The following is a 22,852-nucleotide window of genomic DNA, read 5'->3' on the forward strand; positions in this document are numbered from 1 at the left end:
TTTAATACTTCTTTAGAAACTAAGTTGAACTCCAGTTATTAGTGATTTATATTTTGGGTAAAGGTTTACATCGATCCCTCTGGAAAGTACACTTCCACCAACTTCTGGATCAAGGCCTGAATAATTCGTTACCGTAAAGAGGTTCTGACCTGTTATAAATATTCTTGCACGATCTACAAATGTCTTTTTGATCACATCTGGAGAAAAAGTATATCCTAGTTGTAAAGTTCTCAACCTTAGGTAATCTCCATCCTCTAGAAATCTAGTGGAAGCACGGTTATTGCGATTTGGATCATTTAAAACTGCTCGAGGCACCTCTGTATTAGTATTAGCCGGTGTCCATGCATCAAGGGCAGCTGTTCGATAATTTCTTCCGGTATCCAAACTTAAAAGCCTGAAATCATTTCCATTATAAATTTTATTTCCTCCTACACCCTGGAAGAATATGGTAAGATCAAAATTCTTGTATTCTCCAGTCAGGTTTAAACTATATTCATACTTTGGTATTGCGGTTCCTGCATATACTTCATCATCTTCATTTATCACCCCATCACCATTTTGATCTTTAAACCTTATATCGCCGGGCTCTGCGTTGGGTTGAATAAGATTTCCATTCACACTATGAGACTGTACTTCTTGCTCATTCTGGAAAATTCCATCTGCAACAGGGAGAAAAAAGGCTCCCGGTTCATAACCAATCTTTGTCTGATTTACAAAATGGTCAGATCCAAATAATAAACCGATACCATACAATACCTGGTCTTCATTACTTAATTTAGTGACTTCACTATTAATAGTCGTAAAAGTTCCTCCGACAGAATATTTAAAATCATTATCCCTGTTGCGATAATTAGCTTCAAATTCGAATCCTTTATTTTCGAATGCGCCAACATTTACAATAGGATTGTTAATTCCTGCGGAAGGGGACACTTCTCTTGTTATTAATAAATCTTCGGTTTTACTATTATAATAGTTTATTGAACCTTGGAGTTTATTATCAAATATTCCAAAATCCAATCCGAAGTTAGCGGAAGTATTAGTTTCCCACTGTAAATCATCATTTTGGAGGTCGCGCGCTATACTACCTAAATATGAGTTCTGCGGATTACCATAAACGTAGCCCCCATCATTTTGACTTTTACCTTGTGATATCAATGCAACATAATCATAATAACCTAAGGCACTATCATTTCCCGCCTGTCCCCAACTATATCGTAATTTTAGAAAATTGAGCACTTCCTGATTTTCCATGAAGTTTTCTTCGGTAATTTTCCACCCTAAAGCAAAAGAGGGAAAAACACCATACTGGTTATTTTTTCCAAATTTGGAACTCCCATCACGTCTTAAACTAGCCTGAACGAGGTATTTCTCATCAAAAGCATAATTTATTCTTCCAAACTGGGAAACTAAAGCATATTCAGCGTTCGTTCCACTAGCTGAATAGGTGCCATCGCTAAACGCATCCAGTGTATTGAAATCGGGATCTAATATAGTAGCTGGCACCTTATTCCCGTCATCATCGATCTTATAACCCTCAGCCTGAGCATAGGTACTTTTAAATGGTTCCCTAATTCTTTGGTATCCTGCCAATAGTCCCACTCTATGTTTACTTAAATCAAAGTTATACCTTAGTGTATATTCTTCATTTAATCTTCTGAATTCTGAATGGTATTCAGATAAAAAAGAAAATTCACGTTCAGCAATATCTTGTACATCTCTTACTCGAAATGGCTGGTGAAAATTGTATGTGTAATTTTGGCGGTCAGCAAGGCTAAAACCTGCTCCAATATGGAAATTCTCAAATGCTTCAAAATCAAAATTTACATTACCAAGAAAATATTTCTGTTTAGTATAGGATTCTAGAAAATGATCTTCTCCTACTGGATTTCTATGATCTGGAAGATCCCCTGACCTATATCCAAATCCTGATTCACGGTCTTCATCTAATACCGGAATTAAAGGCGAAATAAAATAGGTCTCCCTGATAGAAAATTTATGTTCTTCTCTATAGGTTTCACTATAATTTAAATTCGTGGAAACATTTAATTTCCCTTTTTCTAAATTAATCTGAGAATTGACACCTTTTTTAGTGAATCCGGAACCAATTAATAAGCCCGTTTCCTCAGCGTAATTACCTCCAACACTATAATTTATATTTTTACTACCGCCACTAATTCTAATATTATGATTAGAAAGATATCCTGTCCTGTGGGTTTCATTAATCCAGTCTGTATCATATGTGGATGGATTTACCACATATTGTGGAAGTTCTGCGCCTGCATTCTCATACATTTGACGGTGAACGGCAATATATTCTTGAGCATTTAATAGCTCCATTTCTTCCCTAGGTGTATTTATACTTAAAGAAGATTCAATCTCAATTCTAGGTTTTCCTTCCTCTCCTTTTTTGGTCGTAATGATTACAACCCCATTTGCTGCTCTGGTTCCATAAATTGCCCCAGAGGCTGCATCTTTAAGAATTTCGATACTTTCAATATTGTTGGTATTGATAAAATAAGGATCGGCCTGAACTCCGTCCACAATATAAAGAGGCTCATTGTTTCCGAAAGTTCCAATTCCACGAATCGAAATCTCAGGTGCAGATCCCGGACTTCCGGTTGAATTTGTAACTGTAACTCCCGAAACTCGACCTTGTAAAGCATCAAGTGGATTTGTAGTTATAACTTTATTAAGTTCTTCACTTTTAACTGAGCTAATCGCTCCAGTTACATCACTCCTTTTTTGAGTACCATAACCTACGACAACTACTTCATTTAGACTTTCAAGGTCATCTTCTAAAGTAACGTCAATTATTTGCTGATTCCCTACTTCAATAGTTTTCGTTTTAAATCCTATATATTGAAAGCTTAATTCTTCACCTTGGGAAACCTCAATGGAATATTTTCCATCAAAATCGGTTTGAGTTCCTCTATTTGTTCCCTTCACAGAAATATTTACTGATAGTAAAGGCATTCCTTTGGAATCTGTAACTGTTCCTGTTATTGTTGATTGTTCCGAAATCGTTTGCGTATCCGTATCATAAAAAACTTCTTTTTCTTTTAATAGAATTACATGTTCTTCAGTAAACTCATAGGTATAATCTACTAAGGATAGACAGCGATTTAATAAATCTTCTGCTGAAATAATACCAGCATTCAATCTAAGACTAGGCGCTTCATGGAAAAGGTTACTTGGGTAAATAAAAGTGTAATCTGTCTGCTCTTTAATTAGTTGAAAAGCATCTTCGACACTAATATTGGCAGACTTATCAATTTTTATTTTAGCATTCTGGGAAAACAGCTTATCAGAGTTAAATCCAAAGCTGCTAATGCAAAAGAATAAGATAAAGACTCTCATAATAAAGATTATTATTCCCTTCGGCAAAGGCAATAGTTTACCATTCAATTTAGTTTTCATAAATTTGTAGTTAGTTAATTACTTGATTAATTGGAATGAGGGTTTAGATTGTCCAGATATAAACCCCATTCCTTTTCATTCTTGGTATTGCATTACTTTGATTTTATTTCCATTTAATTCAAATCGTGCTCGTTTAGTATTTTCAATAATGCGAAGGATACTTTCAAGATTTTGATCTTTCTTGAACCTGCCATTAAATTTCATTTCTTCTAATTCCTTCTCCTGAAAATCTGCTACTATATTATACCATCTTGATAAAACCTCGAAAATGCCTTTTAAAGATTCATCCTTAAATAAAAACATTCCGTCCTTCCAGGCTATATAATCGTATACGTCTACTTCTTTTATTTCTTTTAAGGCATTGCCTTCAATAATCGATTGCTGACCAGGAATTAAGGCAATAACATTTTTACCATATAATAGGTTTACTTTACCTTCAACCAGCGTAGTCACAATTTTTTGCTCGCTATAATTCTCTATATTGAACGAGGTTCCAATTACCTCAATATTCTGATTCGAATTTTTAACAATGAACTTCTTACCATTATTTTCTAGAGCTGATGTAACCTGAAAATAGGCTTCTCCATAGACCAAAACCACTTCTCGCTTTTTACTTTGCTCAAAACTGGTAGGAAATTCAAGTTTAGATTTTGCATTTAAAGTTACTCTAGTACCGTCACTCAATTCAACAGTGAATTGCTTACCTGCAGGAACGATGATAGTATTAGTACCAGACCTTCCTTGAGTTTTATCGATTTTAAGTTTATCCTTATTCGCTTGGTAATACCCTCCTGCAACAAAAGAATCTTTTTTTCCAAAGCTTATGGTGTTACCATTCTGATCTTTAAAAATTATTTCGTCAGATTTGTTTTCTGTTTCCTGAATATTCACCACCTGATTTTCCTGATCAAAAGGACTATTCAGGAAAAAATAAAGTGGAAAACTTATTAAACTAATAACCAAAATCGCTGCAACGGTATATTTCCAAGAAGAAGTATCGCTTTTTACAATTTTAGATTCAAACTTTTTCCATGCGAAAGAAGTATTAACCTGAATCGTTGTATTTTTTTGATTATAATTTTTTAGTTTAAAATAATACTGGCGATGCTCCTCTGAAGAAGAATACCAATCCTGAAATTGTTTTTCTTCCTCTGGAGTTAATCCCCTTTTAATTCTTTTTATTAATAAACTATACTCCATTATAAATTAGGTATGATGCCCCCTTTATATTAGAGACAAATTATTTTATGATTTGGGTGACAATTTTTGGATTTTTTTTCTAAATCAGTTAAAAAAACAGAATATAGAAACGACTATGAGAGCTGATTCAATTTTAAATTTAGCACGTTTTAACTGGGTTTTTACGGTATTTACGGAGATCCCCATTTCTTCCGAAATTTCGTTATAACTTAAGCCATACATTACTTTTAGCTTAAAGATTTGCTGCATTTTCGTTGGTAAATTTTCCAGGATCCCTTCAGCCTTCTTAACTAGTTCCAACATTTCTTTCTCATTAAAAACCTCTACTTGAAGTTCTTCTGTTAGGGATATTGAGATATCTATAAAATAATATGAATCGGAGACCTTAATTTTTTTTAGATGATTTAAACTACGGTTCCTTACCATAGTAAATAAATACGCCTGAAAGGACTTTTCAATATTCAGGTTAGAGATATTTTCCCATAAGTAAATAAAGGATTCCTGAACCAAGTCTTCACTGGCCACCTGATCGAGTGTGAATTTATAAGAGTAAGATACTAAACGAGCATAGAAAGCCTCAAAAACTTTTTGAAAAGCTTTCCTATCCTTTTTCTTTAATCTCTCCAGAATAAGATTTAATTCCACTCGTTAGTAAGGTTTAAACAAAACAAGATATTTTAACCGAGCTACACAATATTTTGAATTGAAGTTTTAACATTTTGTTAATCTTATTTCATTTAAACACTGATTTATCAAATCTTGAAAAATTTTAAGCTATTTATTTGGCATTTACTAATTTTTTGTAATTTGCATGCGTCCACACATTCTCATTTTTCAAAACAAGATTTTATTTCCATTTAATTCATTTCTATTTAAGTAACCTTTTCTGAGTTTTTCAGATTAAAGCTTTTATAAAAATGAATAGATATCTATTGCTATGCTTTTACCTCTTTATTAGCACTTTTTTTATGGTTGCTCAAAAAAACCATAATCGTTCGGCTAAAAAAGAAATTTATAACTTATTAGACTACAGAGGAACCCCAGATTCTCCAGAAGATAAATCTTTTCTCATCTTCTCAGATAAAGGTTCGTGGTTTGGATTTTCTACACCTAGTGCTATTTATCAAGATGGCTTTTCAGGTCCTTTTATCATGTCACAAAATAATGGTACTTGGTTAAGTCCTTCATTAGTTAATATTCGTATAAAAAGTTTAATGGAAGCCAACCAGAAAACTTTAATTAGAAACTCATACGAAGGAAGACTTTCTGGATTAAATTTTAAGAAAGAAACTAAAAACTGGCAGATATCACATTCGATGTTTTTTGCTTCAGCAAAAACTGCTGTATTTAAATTTCAAATTAAAAATTTTGATGATAAACTAATTTCTATCCAGCCCGTTATAGAAGGGAAGATATTTGAAGCCGGTTTTAGTCTAGAACAAGAAAAAAAGCTAATTAAAGTAAAAAGTAAAACCAATAATTTTTACGGATTGCTTAACCTACCCACAGAAGTTAAGCTGTCTTCTATTGTTATTTCTGACACATCTTACTCTGCCGATCTAAATCCAATTGAAGTTGCCTCGGGAGCAACCCACGAATTCATTTATTCTTTCACATTTGCGACTGAATTTGATAAAAATGAACTTGACTTAATAAATACTATCCAAGGCAATTTTTACCAGGAACACAAAAAAATCCAACAAGAAAAGCTTGCCTTAATAGGATCCATCCAAAACCTAATGCAAGATCAATGGAAGGATTCTACTTATTACCAATTAGCACAAAAATCCTTGCTTACCCTTCAAAACAATTGGCGAGCAGCCTCTGGCGGATTAAAATATGATGGATTTTTTCCTAGTTATCATTATAAATGGTTTTATGGCTTTTGGGCTTGGGATAGCTGGAAGCATGCAGTGGCGGTAGCCTATTACGATCCAGATCTAGCCAAATCTCAAGTGCTGGCAATGTATGATTACCAAACCGAAAACGGTTTTATACCAGATTGTGTATACCGTGATAATGTAATTGAAGAAAACAATTACCGTAACACTAAACCTCCACTTTCTGCCTGGGCCGCTTGGACCATTTTCAAACAGGATGGCGATAGAGATTTCATTAAAAAAATTTACCCAAAAATTAAAAAACAACATGAATGGTGGTACCTGTATCGTGATCATGATAAAGATGGAATTTGCGAATATGGATCTACAGATGGAACTTTAATCGCAGCAAAATGGGAGAGTGGTATGGACAATGCAGTGCGATTTGACGATACCAAACTATTGCCAAACTCCAAAAATGCCTTCTCTATGGATCAGGAAAGTGTGGACCTAAACTCTTTCTTGTATGCGGAAAAGCTTTATTTAAAGAAACTGGCGAAAATCCTGAAAATTAAAAAGGATGAAGACCTTTTTGAAAATCAGGCGGATATCTTAAGAGAACAAATTAACCACCAATTCTATAACGAGGAGGATGGCTGGTACTATGATACGTCCTTGGATGGTAATTCATTTATTAAAATAAAGGGTAGCGAAGGATGGATTCCACTTTGGGCAGGCATTGCTTCTAAATCTAAAGCCAATAATCTTTTGAAAATAATGATGGATAGCACACAATTCAATACATCCGTTCCTTTACAAACCTTGGATGCCAGTTCAGAAAAATTCAAGCCGGATGGAGGATATTGGCGCGGGCCAACCTGGATAGATCAATCGTATTTCGGAATAAAAGGATTAAAAAAATATGGCTATGAGAGTGAAGCGAATGAATTGACCAGAAAATTAATACACAATGCTGAAGGGGTAACCCAAAAAGGAAAGGCTATTCGCGAAAACTATAATCCAATATCCGGCAAAGGCCTTGAGGCATACAATTTTAGCTGGTCTGCGGCACATTATTTACTTCTACTTTTAAATGAACAATTATGAGTAATCTGAAGCTGGACTTTGACCAGGATACCATCAACGAAATTGCAAGAAAGCTTTATAATAAAACTGGAGCTGTGAAATCACTTCCAGGGGAATTAGACCTTAATTTTTTAATTAAGACAGATTCTAGGGATTATATTCTCAAAATAGCTTCAAAAGAAAAATGTGCAATCGAATTCCTGAATTTTCAGAATAATATTCTCAATCATTTAGAAGGTGGTGATCCTACCCTTTTGTTACCCGAAATAATTCTAGGCATCGATGGTAAACAAATAAATGAACTGAAAATCGAAGGAAACAATTATTATGTAAGGTTATTAACCTGGCTTCCCGGTGAACTTTGGAGTGATGCTAAAGTACATACCCCGGGACTCTTGAAGGACCTTGGAAAAAAAGCCGGTTATCTTACAGGCCTTTTAAATAATTTTGAAGATCCATTTCCAATAAAGAGAAAATTCGACTGGGATGTTTCACAAACTTCCTGGACTAAACCGCATCAAAACCTTTTTAAATCACAAAAGAAAAATTATATAGATCACTTTTACAAGGGCTTTAAATCTATAGAATCTCAATTAGCCAATTGTCGCAAAAGTATAGTACATAATGATATTAATGATAACAATATTATAATCCAACCCAACAACGAAAAGGTAATTGGTTTTATAGATTTTGGAGACGCTACTTATACTGCGACTATTAATGATCTGGCAATTTGTGTGACATATGCCATAATGCAAAAAGAGCAGCTGCTTGAAGCCGCTTTAGAAGTAATAAAAGGCTATCACGCTTCCTTCCCCTTAAAAGAAAATGAGTTAGAATTGCTTTACTGGCTGGTAGGTGCAAGATTGGTCATTAGCCTTACTAAATCTGAAATTAACGCTAAATCTGAACCTGAAAACAAATATCACCAGGTAAGTACTGCAGCTGCCTGGGAATTAATTGAAAATTGGTACCATATAAAACCCTATCTGGCAGGTGAACTATTTAAAGACGCATGTGGCTATAGGACAAGTAAAAAATATTTACGATTTCAAAAATTCTGTAATTCAACGAATTTGGAGCTTTCAGATCTTTTTGAGAATAAAAGAAGCACTTCATTTAAGTACTTGAATATAGATATTTCAACAGATTCAATTAGCAGTCTCCAAGATGCAAAGGATAAAAGAAAAATAGTTAAAAGACTTAAGGAGCACTGGAAAGAAAATGCTGAGAATATAATTTATGGAGGTTATAATGAGGTTCGGCCTGAATTGATAAGAGAGGAAAATCGAATTAAAACTTTAAGGGGTGACTTTTGGTCTAATCTATTACTAGGGGTGCAATTTTGGTACTTTAGAAAATTCAACGTTTGTGCATTAATTCCTGGGAAAATTGTAGAGCTGAATGAAACCAGGAAAATTTGCATAATAGAACATTCCTTTGGTAAGAATGGTAAATTTTATACCATTTACCGGAATCTTATGTTTGAACCTTCCTTAGTTATTCATGGGGAAATTGAGAAGGGAGATATTATCGGAAAGCATAAATCCAAAGAGAAAGAGGCATTTATACTTCAGCTAAGTCTTCATCATCCTAACGAAGTACATCCGATTACACATTGTTTAGACCGGGAAAAAAGAGTATTTAATCAAATTTTTCCTGATCCTATATTTTTATTTAAACAGCATAAAATCCAGGACCCAGGATTAGATAACGAAGCCCTTTTCTCAGAACGAAAAGCATATTTAGGCAAAAGTCTTAGTCTAAGTTATGAAGAACCCTTAAAGATTGTTAGAGGAGATGGAGCCTATCTTATAGATGATAAGGGGCGCAAATATTTGGATATGGTTAATAATGTGGCTCATGTAGGGCACGAGCATCCAGAAATTGTAAAAGCGGGAAAAAAGCAAATGGAAATGCTCAATACTAATTCCCGTTATCTTCATGAGAATATTGTCACTTTTGCGAAAAAGCTTTTAGAAACTTTTCCTAAAGAACTCTCGGTAGTTCATTTTGTAAATTCAGGGAGTGAAGCCAATGAACTGGCCATTAGAATGGCAAAATCTTATACTGCCCAAAAAGATTTTATTGCTGTAGAAGTCGGGTATCATGGAAATACTAATGCCTGTATAGATATTAGCTCATATAAATTTGATGGCAAAGGAGGAAAAGGCGCACCTGAACATACCCAAATAGTTCCATTACCTGATTTATTCAGAGGAAAATACCGTGGGGAGCATACTGGTTCGCAATATGCTGCCCATATTAAAGAAGCTATTGAAAACATCCATGAAAAAAATAGAAAACCCGCAGCATTTATTTGTGAAAGTATCATTAGCTGTGGAGGGCAGATAGAGTTACCCAAAGGTTATCTAAAATTGGCTTATAAATATACCCGTGATGCTGGAGGTGTATGTATTGCAGATGAAGTACAGGTAGGTTGCGGAAGAATAGGCACACATTTTTGGGGTTTTCAAGAACATAACGTAGTACCCGATATTGTAACCATAGGAAAGCCATTGGGCAACGGCCATCCCCTAGCAGCCGTGGTTTGTACCGCGGAAATCGCTAATGCATTTGCCAATGGAATGGAATATTTTAACACGTTTGGAGGGAATCCCGTTTCATGTGCAATAGGAAAAAAAGTACTTGAGGTAATTGAAAACGAGAACCTACAGCAAAATGCAAGCGAAATGGGAAGTTATCTGAAAGCACAACTGAAAGTACTTCAAAAACAATTCCCAATTATCGGTGATGTTAGGGGTAAAGGATTATTTCTTGGCTTTGAACTTAATGACAAGAAAAAGAATCCCCTACCCCATGCTGCCGACTCACTGGTCAACAGAATGAAGGAAAGAGGAGTATTAATGAGCACAGATGGACCAGATAATAATGTACTGAAATTGAAACCTCCTATAATAATAAACCGAGATCAGATAGACTACTTTCTCCATCATCTTAGTATCGTACTTCAAACAAGTAATTTAAATGCTTCTTAAATTTAATATACCTCCATTAATGAAAAATCAATTATATTTCTTTTTATCCATATTATTAATAGGAACAAACCTATTCGCTCAGGGTAAAAAACCATACGAAGATCATACAGTTTTTCAAATTAACAAACTTGATCCAAGAGCCGACTTTTTCGCCTTCGAAACCGAAGATTTAGCCAAAAAAAATGAAAAGGAACTTTCTAATAGATTTATTTCTCTGAACGGTGAATGGGATTTTAAGTGGGTAAAATCCTTAAATGACCGTCCTGAAAATTATTATAATCCTGAAGTTAATTCAGAAGGATGGGGTAAGATAAAGGTACCGGGGAATTGGGAAACTCAGGGTTACGGACATCCTATTTACCTGGACGAACGATATCCCTTTGATGAAACCTGGCCAGATATTCCTTACGAATATAATCCCGTTGGCACTTATCGAAAAACCATTGAAATTTCAGAAGATTTTATTGAAAACAATAGAGTTACCCTACATTTTGCCGCTGCAAAAGCCATTGAAGTGTATTTGAATGGTGAATTCGTGGGGTATTCTGAAGGTTCAAAAACCCCTGCAGAATTTGATGTCACCCATTTTGTGAAAAATGGCAGAAACCTGCTTGCCTTGCAAATGGTTCGGTGGAGTGACGCCAGTTATTTGGAAAGTCAGGATATGCTTAGGATGAGCGGCATAGAACGGGAAGTTTACCTTTATAATACTCCTAAAGTCCATGTTCAGGATTTTGGAATTAAAGCAAATCTGGCAAACAATTTTGAGGATGGTGCTTTTGAGGGCAGCTTTTTCATCAAAAATTCTTCGAAAAAAAACCAAAAAGCAAAACTTTGGATAAAACTCAAAGATCCAAAAGGAGAAATTGTTTATTCAGCTTCGGAAGAAATCCTTGTTAGAAAAAATGATTCTGTAGAGAGAATTTTTTCAGAAGAAATTGAAAATATAGAAAAATGGTCGGCTGAAATTCCAAACCTATATACATTGGAAATTAGATTGCAACCAAACAAAAATGTTTCTCCTTCCTTTATATTAAAAAAGATTGGATTTCGATCCGTGGAAATAAAAGAAAACCAATTATTGGTAAACGGAAAGGCTATTTACATTAAAGGCGTGGACCGTCACGAAACCGATCCCTTCACCGGGCATGTGGTAAGCCGTGAAAGTATGGAAAAGGATATTCGCTTGATGAAACAAAATAACATTAATGCTGTACGGAGCAGCCACTACCCCAACGATCCTTATTGGTATGATCTTACCGATAAATACGGACTCTATGTATTAGATGAAGCCAATATAGAAAGTCATCCGCTGGCGATTGATGAAAAAACACAAATAGGAAACGAGGAAAATTGGATCCCAGCACATTTGGAGAGGACAAAAAGAATGTTCTACAGAGATAGGAACCATCCTTCTATTATCATCTGGTCATTGGGCAACGAGGCTGGCCACGGAAAGGTATTTGAGACAACCTATAAATGGTTGAAAGATCACGATTCCAGACCTGTTCAATATGAACCAGCAAAAACAGCGGATTATACTGACATCTACTGCCCAATGTATCCTTCACCGGAGCATTTGGAAGACTACGCTAAAAACAATCCTCAAAAACCGGCAATAATGATAGAATATGCCCATGCGATGGGAAATTCTGTAGGGAATTTACAGGATTACTGGGACCTCATTGAGAATTATGAAGTTCTACAGGGAGGATTTATCTGGGATTGGGTAGATCAAGCCCTGGAATATAAATATCCTGAAGGTAAACCTTATTTGGCGTACGGTTATGATTATCATCCCGATTTACCTACAGATGGAAATTTTTTAAATAACGGTTTAGTTGATCCTTATCGTAATCCACACCCTCATTTATCTGAAGTAAAAAAGGTTTACCAGCCGGTTGAATTTAAATTTGATAAAGCTTCTACTACAATAAAGGTTTTTAATAAAAATTTCTTTAAAACATTAAATGATGAAAAAATTACATGGAAACTTCTTGAAAATGGAAAAAGTATAGATTCAGGAAAGATTTCTATAAATAACCTTAAGCCTAGAACAAAGCAGGATTTTCAATTAAAATTCGATAAAACCTCTTCAAAAATTGAACTTATATTACAGGTATTCCTAAAAACAAGTTCAGACGAAGAACTATTACCGGCAAATCACCTATTGGCTTTTGAGGAATTTGTAATATCAGCATTTAAAGGATCAGGTTTCAAACTTGTAAACAACGATGGAGTAAATATTATTTCCCAATCAGACAACTTTATAATTAAAGGAAAAAATTTCCAACTGAATTTGGATAAAGTTTCCGGGGAAATCAAGGAATGGAAATATAATAATCAATTGATTACCAATGAGCCCATACAATTAAATTTTTGGCGTGCCCCAACAGATAATGACCTAGGAAACGGAATGGATAAATGGGCTAAAATATGGAAAACGGCTACGTATAATTACACTTCAAAACTAATTAAACAACCAGTGCTTAACGATAAAAGAGTTGCTTTTGAGGTGGCTTATGCGCTTCCTGAAAATATTGCGAAGGTAAATGTAGCTTACGAAGTAAATTCAGATGGTGATCTTAAAATCAACTATAAATTTGAACCGCTCAAAAAAGAGCTACCAAATATTCCAAGAATTGGAATGTATATGATTTTACCAAACGATTTTAAAGACCTAAGTTGGTATGGAAAAGGACCAGAAGAATCTTATTGGGATCGCAAAACGGGTCAACAAACCGGTATTTATTCAGGTAGAATTGAAGATCAATTTCATAGGTACCTAAGACCTCAGGAAACCGGAAACAAAACCGATGTTAGATGGATAAGGCTGGAATCTGAGAACCTTTCTCTTTCAGTATATGCGACGAACTCTTTATTAAATTCAAGTATATGGCCATTTAAAATGGCAGAAATTGATTTAGAAGAAAATGAAAAAGCCGCATCTGCTTCCGGACTAGTACCTGTAACTAAAAAACATGGAGCTGATATAAAATTGGGGGAAACTTTACAATGGAATATAGATTATTTGCAAATGGGTGTGGGAGGTGATACTTCCTGGGGGAGACTAGTTCATCCGGAGTATACTATTAAGCCGAATCCCTATTCATATAGTTTTATTATTCAACCAAACCTGAAATAATAAAAATACTCATTACGCATATTTGATGGGCTACAATTTTATTGATGTTTAGAATTATATTATTCTTTTTAAACTTTAATAGGAATTAGCCTTGCGATATTTAAAACAAAAATTAATTATGGGCCGACCATCGACAAAACCGAAAGATTTAAGGGACGGATATTACATTGAGGTTCGAAATAAAAATAAAAAAAATGGCGTCAAGATTAGAAGAGACACCAAAGAGCAACTCCAGCTGGCCATTGAAGAATATAAAAAAATAAAAGATGTGTTAATTCTAGGGAGATTCAAGAATGGAAAAATGATTGAAATCCCAGATCTCAAGCATCCAAAATAGAACTTTATAATACTTCTATACCGTTTTTATTTTTCAAAGCAGCTAAGAATTTAACTCCTTTCTATTGATTTTAATAGATAGGATGATAAATTAAAAAGCCCGGAAACATAGTGTTTACGGGCTTTTATAAGAATTTAATAAACGCTTATTGGAGAAATAGGATCTATTCTTCTATTACTTTGACATACATTAAGGATATATAATTATCCATATAAATTATAAGAAGTAGCTGAGAAAAAAAATTAAAGAAACAAAGGCGAATGCTCTTTAGCTTTAGATATAATTGACTAATTAAATGCATTATTACCACCATAAATAATTCACAGACGATTGGATTACAACGTTTTTTTGTAAGAAAAACTATCTAGGTTACTATTAAATTCCTTTGAAGGAAAAACTCAGGTTAAGAGCCTAAAAACAACCCGCTGATAACCAATTTATCTATTATAAAATAGTTCTCTCATTTTGAAACTGTGTACGAAATTGCGAAGGGGTGCTGTTTTTAACTTTTTTAAACTGCCGGTTAAAATTAGATAAATTCTGAAATCCTACATCGTAACCAATTTGTTCAATGTTCAAATCTTCCTTTATCAGTAAAACACAGGCATTTTCAATTCGTACCTCATTTAGAAACTGAACATACGTTTTCCCGGTCCTTTCCTTAAAATATCGGCTAAACTGGGATTTACTCAGATTTGCCTTTTCGGCTACATTTTCAACCAAAATATTCGTTGCATAGTTTGAAAAGGTATAATTGATCACTTTATTGAGACGATCATATCCTTTTTCATTCAAGGTTGGTGATAGGCCAGTAGCATTTAAGAATTCGTAATTTTCATCATTAAACTGACTCAATATTTTCAACAATTGAATCACTCTTCCCTCATTTGTTGCTGAGCGCATATCGAGCATCATTTGTTCCAGATTAAATTCAGAATTTCGACGTAGCTTTATTACTCTTTTTGCATTTAGCAATAGGTTTCGTATTTTCCTCAATTCAGGGACTTCAAAAAAAGATTCTCCAAAGCTATTATAACTAAAGAAAATTGAAAGACCTTTTATTCCAGGGGAATCGGATTCATAATATTTTGCTGAACTCTTTATTAAATGTGGTACATCCTGACCTATAAAATATAAATCTCCTTCTTCAAACTTGACAACATTCGTTCCTCCATAAAATAAACCGGTTCCCTTTTCAATAAGTGTAATCTGATATTCCGGGTGGTAATGCAGTTTACCATAAAAATACTTTCCGGCTTCTTCCTGGACACGGATCGCTTTATTCTCAGTTTTTGGTATTTTGAAATAAATAGGCTTCATACCCGAATATCAATCATTATAACCAAAAGGATCTTCTATACTTTTGGCTGGCTCGGTGAACCAAACCGGGCCATTTTCATCAATATAAACATGGTCTTCAAGACGAACGCCAAATTCATTTTCAACACAAATCATTGGCTCTATACTAAAACACATACTTTCTTTGAGCTTAATAGAATTATCTTTTACAATATACGGATGCTCATGGATCTCTATACCAATCCCATGCCCAACTCTATGCGGAAGTCCCGGCAATTGGTATTGCGGCCCTAAATTGTTTTTCTCTAAAAATTTCCTGGTTTGATCATCTATTATTCCACAGGCACTATTTTCCTGTATCGCTGAAAAAGCTGCAAATTGTGCATCTCTCTCTACCTGCCAGATCTTTCGCTGTTTGTCATTCGGTTTCCCAAAAAAATAGGTGCGTGTAATATCTGAAATATAGCCGTTAAATTCACAACCGGTATCCACTAGAACAATATCGTCCATTTCCAGATCCTTGGGATTCTTTACTCCGTGTGGAAAACTGGTATCTTTTCCAAAAAGAACAATGCAAAAGTAAGAGCCATTTTTAGCTCCCATTTTTTTATGTGCTTTATCTATAAAATCCACTACTTCTGCCGTAGAAATGCCAATTCTCAAAATACGGGCGGCAGCTTTTTGCACCTCCATGGTTATATTCATGGCATATTGGATATTCTTGATTTCAGCTTTAGATTTATACATTCGGCATTCCATGAATAGTTGTTCTGCCGAAAACTGTCTGGCATTCTGAATATGCCGGGTAAAACCATCACTTATCCTGAAAGCAGTTGTGTCGTCTATACCCAACCTAAATTCATTTTTTATAGCAATCTTTTCGGAAATTACCTCGAACACATTTTCATGTTCTTCCCAGGCTAAAATTTCACCTTGTACTCCCATAAAATCTTTAATAGTTCCGATCTCAAAATCTGGAACTATATATATCAGGGTTTCATCTGGAAGAAGCAGGGCGCCAACCAGACGTTCAGAAGGAGACCACCTGGTTCCTGTAAAATAATAAAGATTTGGCCCGGCATTAATATAAATCATGTCTACTGATTCTTTTTGCATCAGTTTGCAAAGTTTCTGTAGCCGTTCGTTGAAGCCATCCTGCGCAACAGGATTTGGCGCGCCAGGTATAGGTTTTAACTTATTAAGTTCCTTTTCTATTGTACTTCCGCCAATTCCGTTTTTCAACATATTGATATTTTAAATTTTTCGATCTGGGCTAAAAGGATTGATATCCATTGATAATTTTTTCTCTGAAATGATTTCCGAAACCAATTTGCCTGTGGCTGGCCCCAAACTCCAGCCCATCATGGCGTGTCCGGTAGCAAAAATCAGGTTTTTAACAGCCTTGCTCCTACCAATATAGGGTAAACCATCTGGAGAACATGGTCTCAATCCAGATTTAGCATTGCTTATATCCTCTTCATCAATTTTTAAACCTTTATAATATCCTTCCGCAGCATTTGCGATAGTTTCTACACGATTTTTTGAAATTCTTTCATTAAGTCCCGAAAGTTCCATAGTGCCGGCAAATCTTGTGAAACCGTTCATAGGGGTTACTGCTACCCTAGCCTCTATCAAAATAGTGGGAATACTGATTCCAGTGGATTTCTCTACATTAAAACTATATCCTTTTCCGGCTTCTAGTGAAAGTGGAATCTTTAACTTTTTTGCAAGTTTCGAAGTCCAGGTTCCCGCGGCAATAATTACCTCATCGGCCGGAATTTCTCTAAGACCAGTTTTTACAGTATTAATTCTACCACTATTTATTTTGAAATCCACCACTTCCTCATTCAATATAAAATTCACCCCTTGCTTTTTTAGAAAAGCTTTCATATCCCTCATAAAATCATTAGGAGTCATATGCGCATCTGAGTCATAAAAATAAGCTCCGTTTACATTAAAATCTACATTCGGCTCCAACAATTTAAGTTCTTCTTTATTTAGGTGCTTCACCTTTAATCCCCGCTTTAAGGCTATTTCAGCTACTTCCCATTCCTCATCGCCTGTTTCAGCCAGTTTATAACACATTAAAAGCCCCTTTTGATTAAATTCGAAATCAAAATCTGAAGATTCTTTCATTGCCTGATATAAATCCCTGCTCATAAGATTAATTTTCAAAATTGCAGGAATGGATTGATCTACTCTTTTCTGAGTCGCAGACCTTTTAAAAGACCAGGCCCATTTTATAAAATCCATATCCGATCTGGGTTTTACATAAAAAGGACTGTTTTTATTCAGCATCCATTTTAAACCTTTGGTGATTATCCCAGGAGAACTAAGCGGAATAAAATGGCTAGGGGTTATATAGCCGGCATTTATGAAACTGGCCCCCGAAGAAAAGTCATTGCGATCTATAATCGTCACCTCGTGGCCCTCCTTATACAGATAATAAGCGATATTTAGGCCGATTATACCTCCTCCAATAATTAGGCATTGTTTATTCATGATTAATACTTATTTCTTAGATTACCTGAAATCCGAAAGCATATGGATCTTTTTCGTCAATCGTAATAGTATTACGTCCGAAGACCTTTGCCCAACCCTTTATGCTCGGGATAATTGCGGGATGATTCCCTATGCTTGTTTCCTTCTCAATCTTTCCTGTAAATTTTGAACCTATAAAACTTTCATGAATAAAGTCTTCTCCGGCTTTTAATTTACCACGCATATATAATTGCGCCATTCTTGCTGAAGTTCCGGTTCCGCAGGGAGAGCGATCTATAGCTTTATCCCCGTAAAATACCGCGTTTCTACCATGGGATTTAGAGTCTATAACATTTCCCGTCCATAACAGGTGACTTACATTTCGTATGGTGTCATTCTCAGGATGAATAAAATGATCTGGATATTTCTCGTTGATTTTCTGTCTCAGATATTGACTGTAACGCACTATTTCAGAAGCGGAATAGTTCTGAAGTCCGTGATAGTTCTTTTGGGGATCTACTATTGCATAGTAATTCCCTCCATAGGCGACGTCAAACTTTAATTCGCCCAATCCGGGGCAATTAATCGTTAGATCTTTAAAAGCTAAATAACTTTTTACATTCGTTAATTTTACCCAATCTACTTTATTCCCTGTTTGCTGATAATCAATCTCTACCAGACCGGCGGGTGCTTCCATCCTGATTTTACCAGGAACCTTTGGGCTAATGAGCCCTTCTTCTATGGCAATAGTAATGGTTCCAATGGTGCCATGCCCACACATGGGAAGACAGCCGCTAGTCTCGATAAAAAGAATGGCAAAATCGTTATCAGAATCATGAGGCGGATAAATCATACTACCACTCATCATATCATGACCGCGTGGTTCGAACATCAAACCTTTTCGAATCCAGTCATATTCCTTTATAAAATGCTGGCGTTTCTCACTCATATTTGATCCTTCTAAAAGAGGAATACCTGATTTTATAAGACGTACAGGATTTCCACAGGTGTGGGCATCTATACATTCAAAACTTTGATAGATCATCTAAATACTTATTTAATGAACTAAGGAAGTAATGCTTCTGGAAAGTCCTGAAAACTTATTGGTCTCAGCCATCTATTGATCGCTGAAATTCCTACGGAAGTAAACCTGCTATCGGTAGAGGCAGGATAAGGCCCACCATGTGTCATTGCCGGTGAAACTTCAACTCCAGTGGGCATACTATTGAAAATTATCCTACCTGCTTTATGCTGAATTAACTGTACCGTCTTTTTAAGATCACTAAATTCTTCTTCCTCAGCGATCAGACTGGCTGTAAGTTGCCCCTGTAAACTTTCTACCGCTTTATTTAATTCTTCCAGATTATCACATGTAACCAACATGGTGAACGGGCCAAATACCTCTTCCTGCAGTCTATTGTTTTCAAAGAAATTTTTAGCATTTATTTTTACGATAATTCCTGCTACCATATTTCCATCCTTATCTCCAGCTTCGCTTAATACAGTAATATTAGAATTAGATATAAAATCATTCTTTACCTTGATAAAAGCCTGTTTAATTCCTTGGTTTAACATACATTGCTCATCGATCTGGGAATTGGCCGACACCAGTTCTTTCTCAAAATCGGCTAGCTTATCATTTTCCACAGTAAAAATTATCCCCGGACTCGTACAAAATTGACCTGCTCCAAGATTAAAAGAGCCGGCAAGTTGCTGTGCAATCTCCTTACCTCTTTTCTCCATCGCTGCTGCACTAACTATTACAGGGTTTACACTACCCATTTCAGCAAATACCGGGATTGGCTCTTCCCTTTTTGCAGCAAGATCATACAAGGCACGTCCCGCTTTCAAACTTCCGGTAAAACCAACCCCTTTAATTTTGGGATGCTTTACCAAAAATGTCCCTACTTCTATGTTATTGCTATTTAAATGTGAAAAAACACCATCTGGCATTCCAGTTTTCTTCGCAGCTCGGATAATTGCTGAAGCTACCAGTTCTCCAGTAGCCGGGTGCGAAGGATGCCCCTTCACCACTACCGGACAACCCGCTGCTAATGCACTGGCAGTATCACCTCCAGCTGTGGAAAAAGCCAGTGGGAAATTGCTGGCACCAAAAACCGCTATTGGGCCAATTGGAATGCTAGTAAGAAGCAAGGCTGGTTTTGGCATTGGAATTCTTTTAGGATCTGCCTTATCTTCAAAACTGTTTTTCCAATTCTCATTTTTAATATAAGAAGCAAATGCGTTTAATTGTCCTATAGTCCTGCCCATTTCTCCTTTTGCCCTTGCTTCGGGTAAACCAGTTTCCCGGCAATAAGTTATAATCAATTCATCACCTAATTCTAAAATCTCGTGACCAATTGCTTCCAAAAATCCGGCTCTTTCTTCTACAGTTTTAGCTGAATATTCTAAGAAAGAAATTTGGGCTTTTTTAACCGCCTGATTTACCTCTTGATTTGTAGCAATATGAAATTTTTCATTTTTTTCTTCAGTTGCCGGATTAATTGATTCAAATACGGAAGTGTTTTCCGCAGAGAGCTCATAGCCCACATAATTTTTTCCTGTTAACATATCTTATAATTTCTATTAAACAGATAAATATTCTTCAACATTTGGCCGAGATGCCATGGCTGTATCTATGATATTCTGAACGTTTTCACGCTCTTTACCATTTAAAGATAAACGCGGTGCTCGCACGTTCTCGGTTCCAATTCCCGTGGCTACTTCAGCCATCTTAATATTCTGAACCAATTTTGCATTGATATCCAGCTCTAAAACTGGCAGAAACCAACGATATATTTTTAATGCTTCTTCAATCCTACCAGCTTTAACGAGATTATAAATAGCGACCGTTTCTTTTGGAAAGGCACATACCAATCCAGCCACCCAACCATCAGCTCCCATCACTAAACTTTCCAAGGCTATAGTATCTACCCCACTTAAAATCTTAAGCCTATCTCCAAATCGATTAATTATCCTGCTGATATTCGAAGTATCTCGTGTAGATTCTTTTACAGCCTGAATATTGTCTTGTTTGAGTAGTTCTTCGAACATATCAAGACTAACCTCGATTTTATAATCTACAGGATTATTGTAAACCATAATTGGAAGAGAGGTACTCTTAGCAGTTTCCTTGTAATATTCTACAGTTTCCCTATCATCTGCTAAATAGCGCATTGGGGGAAGCATCATTAGGCCTGAAGCTCCGTCTTGTTCAGCAGTTTCTGCAGCCTGGATGGCTCCTTTTGTAGATTGTTCAGCAATATTCATAATTACAGGAATGCGATCGCCAACAATTTCTTTTGTAAATCTGGTTAACTCCCGTTTTTCTTCAGCCAGTAGTGTACTTGCCTCGCCTAAGGTTCCACCGAGGATAATTCCATTTACCCCTGCATTCAGCTGGGCGTGAATGTTCTTTTTGAACATATCCAAGTCTAGATTATCATCTGCCGTAAATTTGGTGGTAACAGCGGGCATGACCCCTTTCCATGTAATTTCCATAATTCATTTTTAAGATTATATGCAAATATTCAAGCAATTAGCGGCATTTATCTCTTAAAAATACTTATATAATGGTACTATAATGCTGATAGTTGTTTGGACAAAATACTTTGTTATTCTTCGCCATCTTCTTTTAGTTCTAAAGTTTAAATTCGAGATCATTTCGATAGATACATTAAACCGCAAGAAACAAGTGACAATACTGATGTTTGTTGGATTAGGCTGGAATCCAAAATTATAATACAGCCATTAATACTAAAGTTTACTCTTAAATGCCAGTGTTTGGCCGATTAAAAAACACAAATTGATCCAAAAGAAAATGAAATTTCAGTTTCGGCGTCTGATCTTAGGCCAACTAATACTCGCAATTGAAGAATATAAAGTATCAAAGGAAGTGGTAGTTTTGGGTAAATCTGAAAATGGAAAGATGATATAAATTCCAGACCTTTAACATTATAAACATTATTGCATGCCAAATGAAATCTCCATCTCCAAAAAACTGAAAGAGCGGGTTAAAGAACTTTCCTGTCTTTACGAGGTATCTTCTGCGATCCGTAAACATTCTGATTCAGTCTCGGAAACCCTAGAAGAAATTTGCAGCATCACAAAAAGGGCGTGGTTATTTCCAGAATATGCCATTGTTCAATTAGAATTTGAAGACTATAATATATTCACTTCTACCATTCCAGTAAATTCAGTTTTTCAACAAAGTAATATTCTACTCTTCAATGAGAGAAAAGGCTTTATAAAAGTTTATTATAACACCGATAAATTAAGCAATGCCCATTTTTTAGAAGAAGAACAGAAACTTTTAAATAAGATTGCAATCGAGATAAGTGAATTCTTTGAGCGTCGAGAAAATGTAAAAAAGGAAGAACTATTAAAAAGAAGTGCGGAACGAAATGACCGTCTATCAATATTAGGCGAAATTACTGCCGGAATAGCTCATGAACTCAATACTCCATTGGGAAATATTCTTGGTTTTGCCGAATTGATAGAATCCAATTCAAAAGAAAATCAAACTCAGAAGGACTCTGAAAAAATTATAAAAGCAGCGATATATTCCAGAGATATTGTAAAAAAACTGATGTTTTTCGCTTGCGAGATGCCTCAACATAAAGAAGTAATTCAAATAAAACCGATCATAGATCAGGCTTTAAAATTATTAACTCCTAATTTAGAGAAAGCAAGAATCTCCTATAACTTCAAAATTGACAACCCGGTTCTAGAAGCACAAATAGATACTATCCAACTAACTCAGGTTTTATTCAATATTTTGATCAATGCAATCTATGTTTCACCCGTAGGCAGCATAATAAATATAGAAGTTTCAAGTTATTCCGATCATTTTATTTTAGAAATAAAGGATGAAGGGCCAGGAATCCCGGAAAACTTAAAATCGAAAATATTCCAACCTTTTTTTAGCACTAAACCTGTAGGCGAAGGTTCTGGACTTGGCTTGAGTGTAGTTCACGGAATAATTAAAAGTCATCGAGGGGAAATCATTACTTTTGACAATAAACCTAATGGGACGGTGTTTCAAATAAAACTACCCTTAAAGCTATAA

14 protein-coding genes are annotated in these 22,852 nt (G+C 35.4%); 5 read left to right on the plus strand and 9 right to left on the minus strand.

Going from position 1 to position 22,852, the window contains the following annotated elements; all coding sequences use genetic code 11:
* Positions 1-12: 12 nt before the first annotated feature.
* The 3 genes from ACNI3T_RS14590 to ACNI3T_RS14600 all read right to left on the minus strand — a co-directional run bounded on the left by ACNI3T_RS14590 (position 13) and on the right by ACNI3T_RS14600 (position 5,262).
* Positions 13-3,417, minus strand: coding sequence for a SusC/RagA family TonB-linked outer membrane protein (locus tag ACNI3T_RS14590; protein WP_418228452.1), 3,405 nt, complete (start codon positions 3,415-3,417; stop codon positions 13-15).
* Positions 3,418-3,492: 75 nt separating this feature from the next.
* A complete protein-coding gene (locus ACNI3T_RS14595) occupies positions 3,493-4,617 on the minus strand; it encodes a FecR family protein (protein ID WP_418228453.1) in 1,125 nt (374 codons plus the stop codon).
* An 84-nt stretch (positions 4,618-4,701) separates the two neighbouring features.
* On the minus strand, positions 4,702-5,262 hold the full coding sequence (locus ACNI3T_RS14600; RefSeq protein ID WP_418228454.1) for an RNA polymerase sigma factor: 561 nt from the start codon (positions 5,260-5,262) through the stop codon (positions 4,702-4,704).
* A 272-nt stretch (positions 5,263-5,534) separates the two neighbouring features.
* On the opposite strand from ACNI3T_RS14600, the gene ACNI3T_RS14605 reads away from it, so the two are divergent.
* The 4 genes from ACNI3T_RS14605 (at position 5,535) to ACNI3T_RS14620 (ending at position 14,004) form a co-directional block, all read left to right on the plus strand.
* The gene (locus ACNI3T_RS14605; protein WP_418228455.1) at positions 5,535-7,544 is read left to right on the plus strand and encodes an MGH1-like glycoside hydrolase domain-containing protein; all 2,010 of its coding nucleotides are present in this window, start codon (positions 5,535-5,537) and stop codon (positions 7,542-7,544) included.
* The gene (locus ACNI3T_RS14610) at positions 7,541-10,522 is read left to right on the plus strand and encodes an aminotransferase class III-fold pyridoxal phosphate-dependent enzyme (RefSeq protein WP_418228456.1); all 2,982 of its coding nucleotides are present in this window, start codon (positions 7,541-7,543) and stop codon (positions 10,520-10,522) included. The genes ACNI3T_RS14605 and ACNI3T_RS14610 overlap by 4 nt, the downstream gene beginning before the upstream one ends.
* Positions 10,523-10,541: 19 nt before the next feature.
* Complete coding sequence (gene lacZ / locus ACNI3T_RS14615) at positions 10,542-13,667, plus strand: beta-galactosidase, LacZ type (protein ID WP_418228457.1); 3,126 nt, start codon at positions 10,542-10,544, stop codon at positions 13,665-13,667.
* 118 nt (positions 13,668-13,785) lie between these two features.
* Entirely contained in the window at positions 13,786-14,004 is a 219-nt protein-coding gene (locus ACNI3T_RS14620; RefSeq protein WP_108171967.1) for a hypothetical protein, read from the plus strand.
* 444 nt (positions 14,005-14,448) lie between these two features.
* Here ACNI3T_RS14620 and ACNI3T_RS14625 read toward each other — a convergent pair whose 3' ends face one another.
* The 6 genes from ACNI3T_RS14625 to ACNI3T_RS14650 are packed head-to-tail and all read right to left on the minus strand — an operon-like array spanning position 14,449 to position 21,285.
* Entirely contained in the window at positions 14,449-15,324 is an 876-nt protein-coding gene (locus tag ACNI3T_RS14625; protein WP_418228458.1) for an AraC family transcriptional regulator, read from the minus strand.
* Between the two features lie 9 nt (positions 15,325-15,333).
* Complete coding sequence (locus tag ACNI3T_RS14630) at positions 15,334-16,548, minus strand: M24 family metallopeptidase (RefSeq protein WP_035695774.1); 1,215 nt, start codon at positions 16,546-16,548, stop codon at positions 15,334-15,336.
* Between the two features lie 9 nt (positions 16,549-16,557).
* The gene (locus tag ACNI3T_RS14635; RefSeq protein ID WP_418228459.1) at positions 16,558-17,805 is read right to left on the minus strand and encodes an NAD(P)/FAD-dependent oxidoreductase; all 1,248 of its coding nucleotides are present in this window, start codon (positions 17,803-17,805) and stop codon (positions 16,558-16,560) included.
* A 16-nt stretch (positions 17,806-17,821) separates the two neighbouring features.
* A complete protein-coding gene (locus ACNI3T_RS14640; protein ID WP_108171970.1) occupies positions 17,822-18,829 on the minus strand; it encodes a 4-hydroxyproline epimerase in 1,008 nt (335 codons plus the stop codon).
* Positions 18,830-18,849: 20 nt separating this feature from the next.
* Positions 18,850-20,355, minus strand: coding sequence for an aldehyde dehydrogenase (NADP(+)) (locus tag ACNI3T_RS14645; protein WP_418228460.1), 1,506 nt, complete (start codon positions 20,353-20,355; stop codon positions 18,850-18,852).
* Positions 20,356-20,370: 15 nt separating this feature from the next.
* Positions 20,371-21,285 (minus strand): dihydrodipicolinate synthase family protein, encoded by a 915-nt coding sequence (locus ACNI3T_RS14650; protein WP_026914947.1) that lies wholly within the window; start codon positions 21,283-21,285, stop codon positions 20,371-20,373.
* A 469-nt stretch (positions 21,286-21,754) separates the two neighbouring features.
* Between ACNI3T_RS14650 and ACNI3T_RS14655 the strand changes: the two genes are divergently transcribed.
* Complete coding sequence (locus ACNI3T_RS14655; RefSeq protein ID WP_418228461.1) at positions 21,755-22,852, plus strand: sensor histidine kinase; 1,098 nt, start codon at positions 21,755-21,757, stop codon at positions 22,850-22,852.

Source organism: Christiangramia qingdaonensis, from assembly GCF_048381525.1.
In the GTDB taxonomy this organism is placed as follows: Bacteria; Bacteroidota; Bacteroidia; order Flavobacteriales; family Flavobacteriaceae; genus Christiangramia.

Coding starts and splice junctions, on each gene's coding strand:
- ACNI3T_RS14655 (WP_418228461.1), top strand. CDS start 21,755: ATGCCAAATGAAATCTCCATCTCCAAAAAACTGAAAGAGCGGGTTAAA.
- ACNI3T_RS14605 (WP_418228455.1), top strand. CDS start 5,535: ATGAATAGATATCTATTGCTATGCTTTTACCTCTTTATTAGCACTTTT.
- ACNI3T_RS14630 (WP_035695774.1), bottom strand. CDS start 16,548: ATGTTGAAAAACGGAATTGGCGGAAGTACAATAGAAAAGGAACTTAAT.
- ACNI3T_RS14635 (WP_418228459.1), bottom strand. CDS start 17,805: ATGAATAAACAATGCCTAATTATTGGAGGAGGTATAATCGGCCTAAAT.
- ACNI3T_RS14625 (WP_418228458.1), bottom strand. CDS start 15,324: ATGAAGCCTATTTATTTCAAAATACCAAAAACTGAGAATAAAGCGATC.
- ACNI3T_RS14620 (WP_108171967.1), top strand. CDS start 13,786: ATGGGCCGACCATCGACAAAACCGAAAGATTTAAGGGACGGATATTAC.
- ACNI3T_RS14595 (WP_418228453.1), bottom strand. CDS start 4,617: ATGGAGTATAGTTTATTAATAAAAAGAATTAAAAGGGGATTAACTCCA.
- ACNI3T_RS14645 (WP_418228460.1), bottom strand. CDS start 20,355: ATGTTAACAGGAAAAAATTATGTGGGCTATGAGCTCTCTGCGGAAAAC.
- ACNI3T_RS14640 (WP_108171970.1), bottom strand. CDS start 18,829: ATGATCTATCAAAGTTTTGAATGTATAGATGCCCACACCTGTGGAAAT.
- ACNI3T_RS14650 (WP_026914947.1), bottom strand. CDS start 21,285: ATGGAAATTACATGGAAAGGGGTCATGCCCGCTGTTACCACCAAATTT.
- ACNI3T_RS14590 (WP_418228452.1), bottom strand. CDS start 3,417: ATGAAAACTAAATTGAATGGTAAACTATTGCCTTTGCCGAAGGGAATA.
- lacZ (WP_418228457.1), top strand. CDS start 10,542: ATGAAAAATCAATTATATTTCTTTTTATCCATATTATTAATAGGAACA.
- ACNI3T_RS14610 (WP_418228456.1), top strand. CDS start 7,541: ATGAGTAATCTGAAGCTGGACTTTGACCAGGATACCATCAACGAAATT.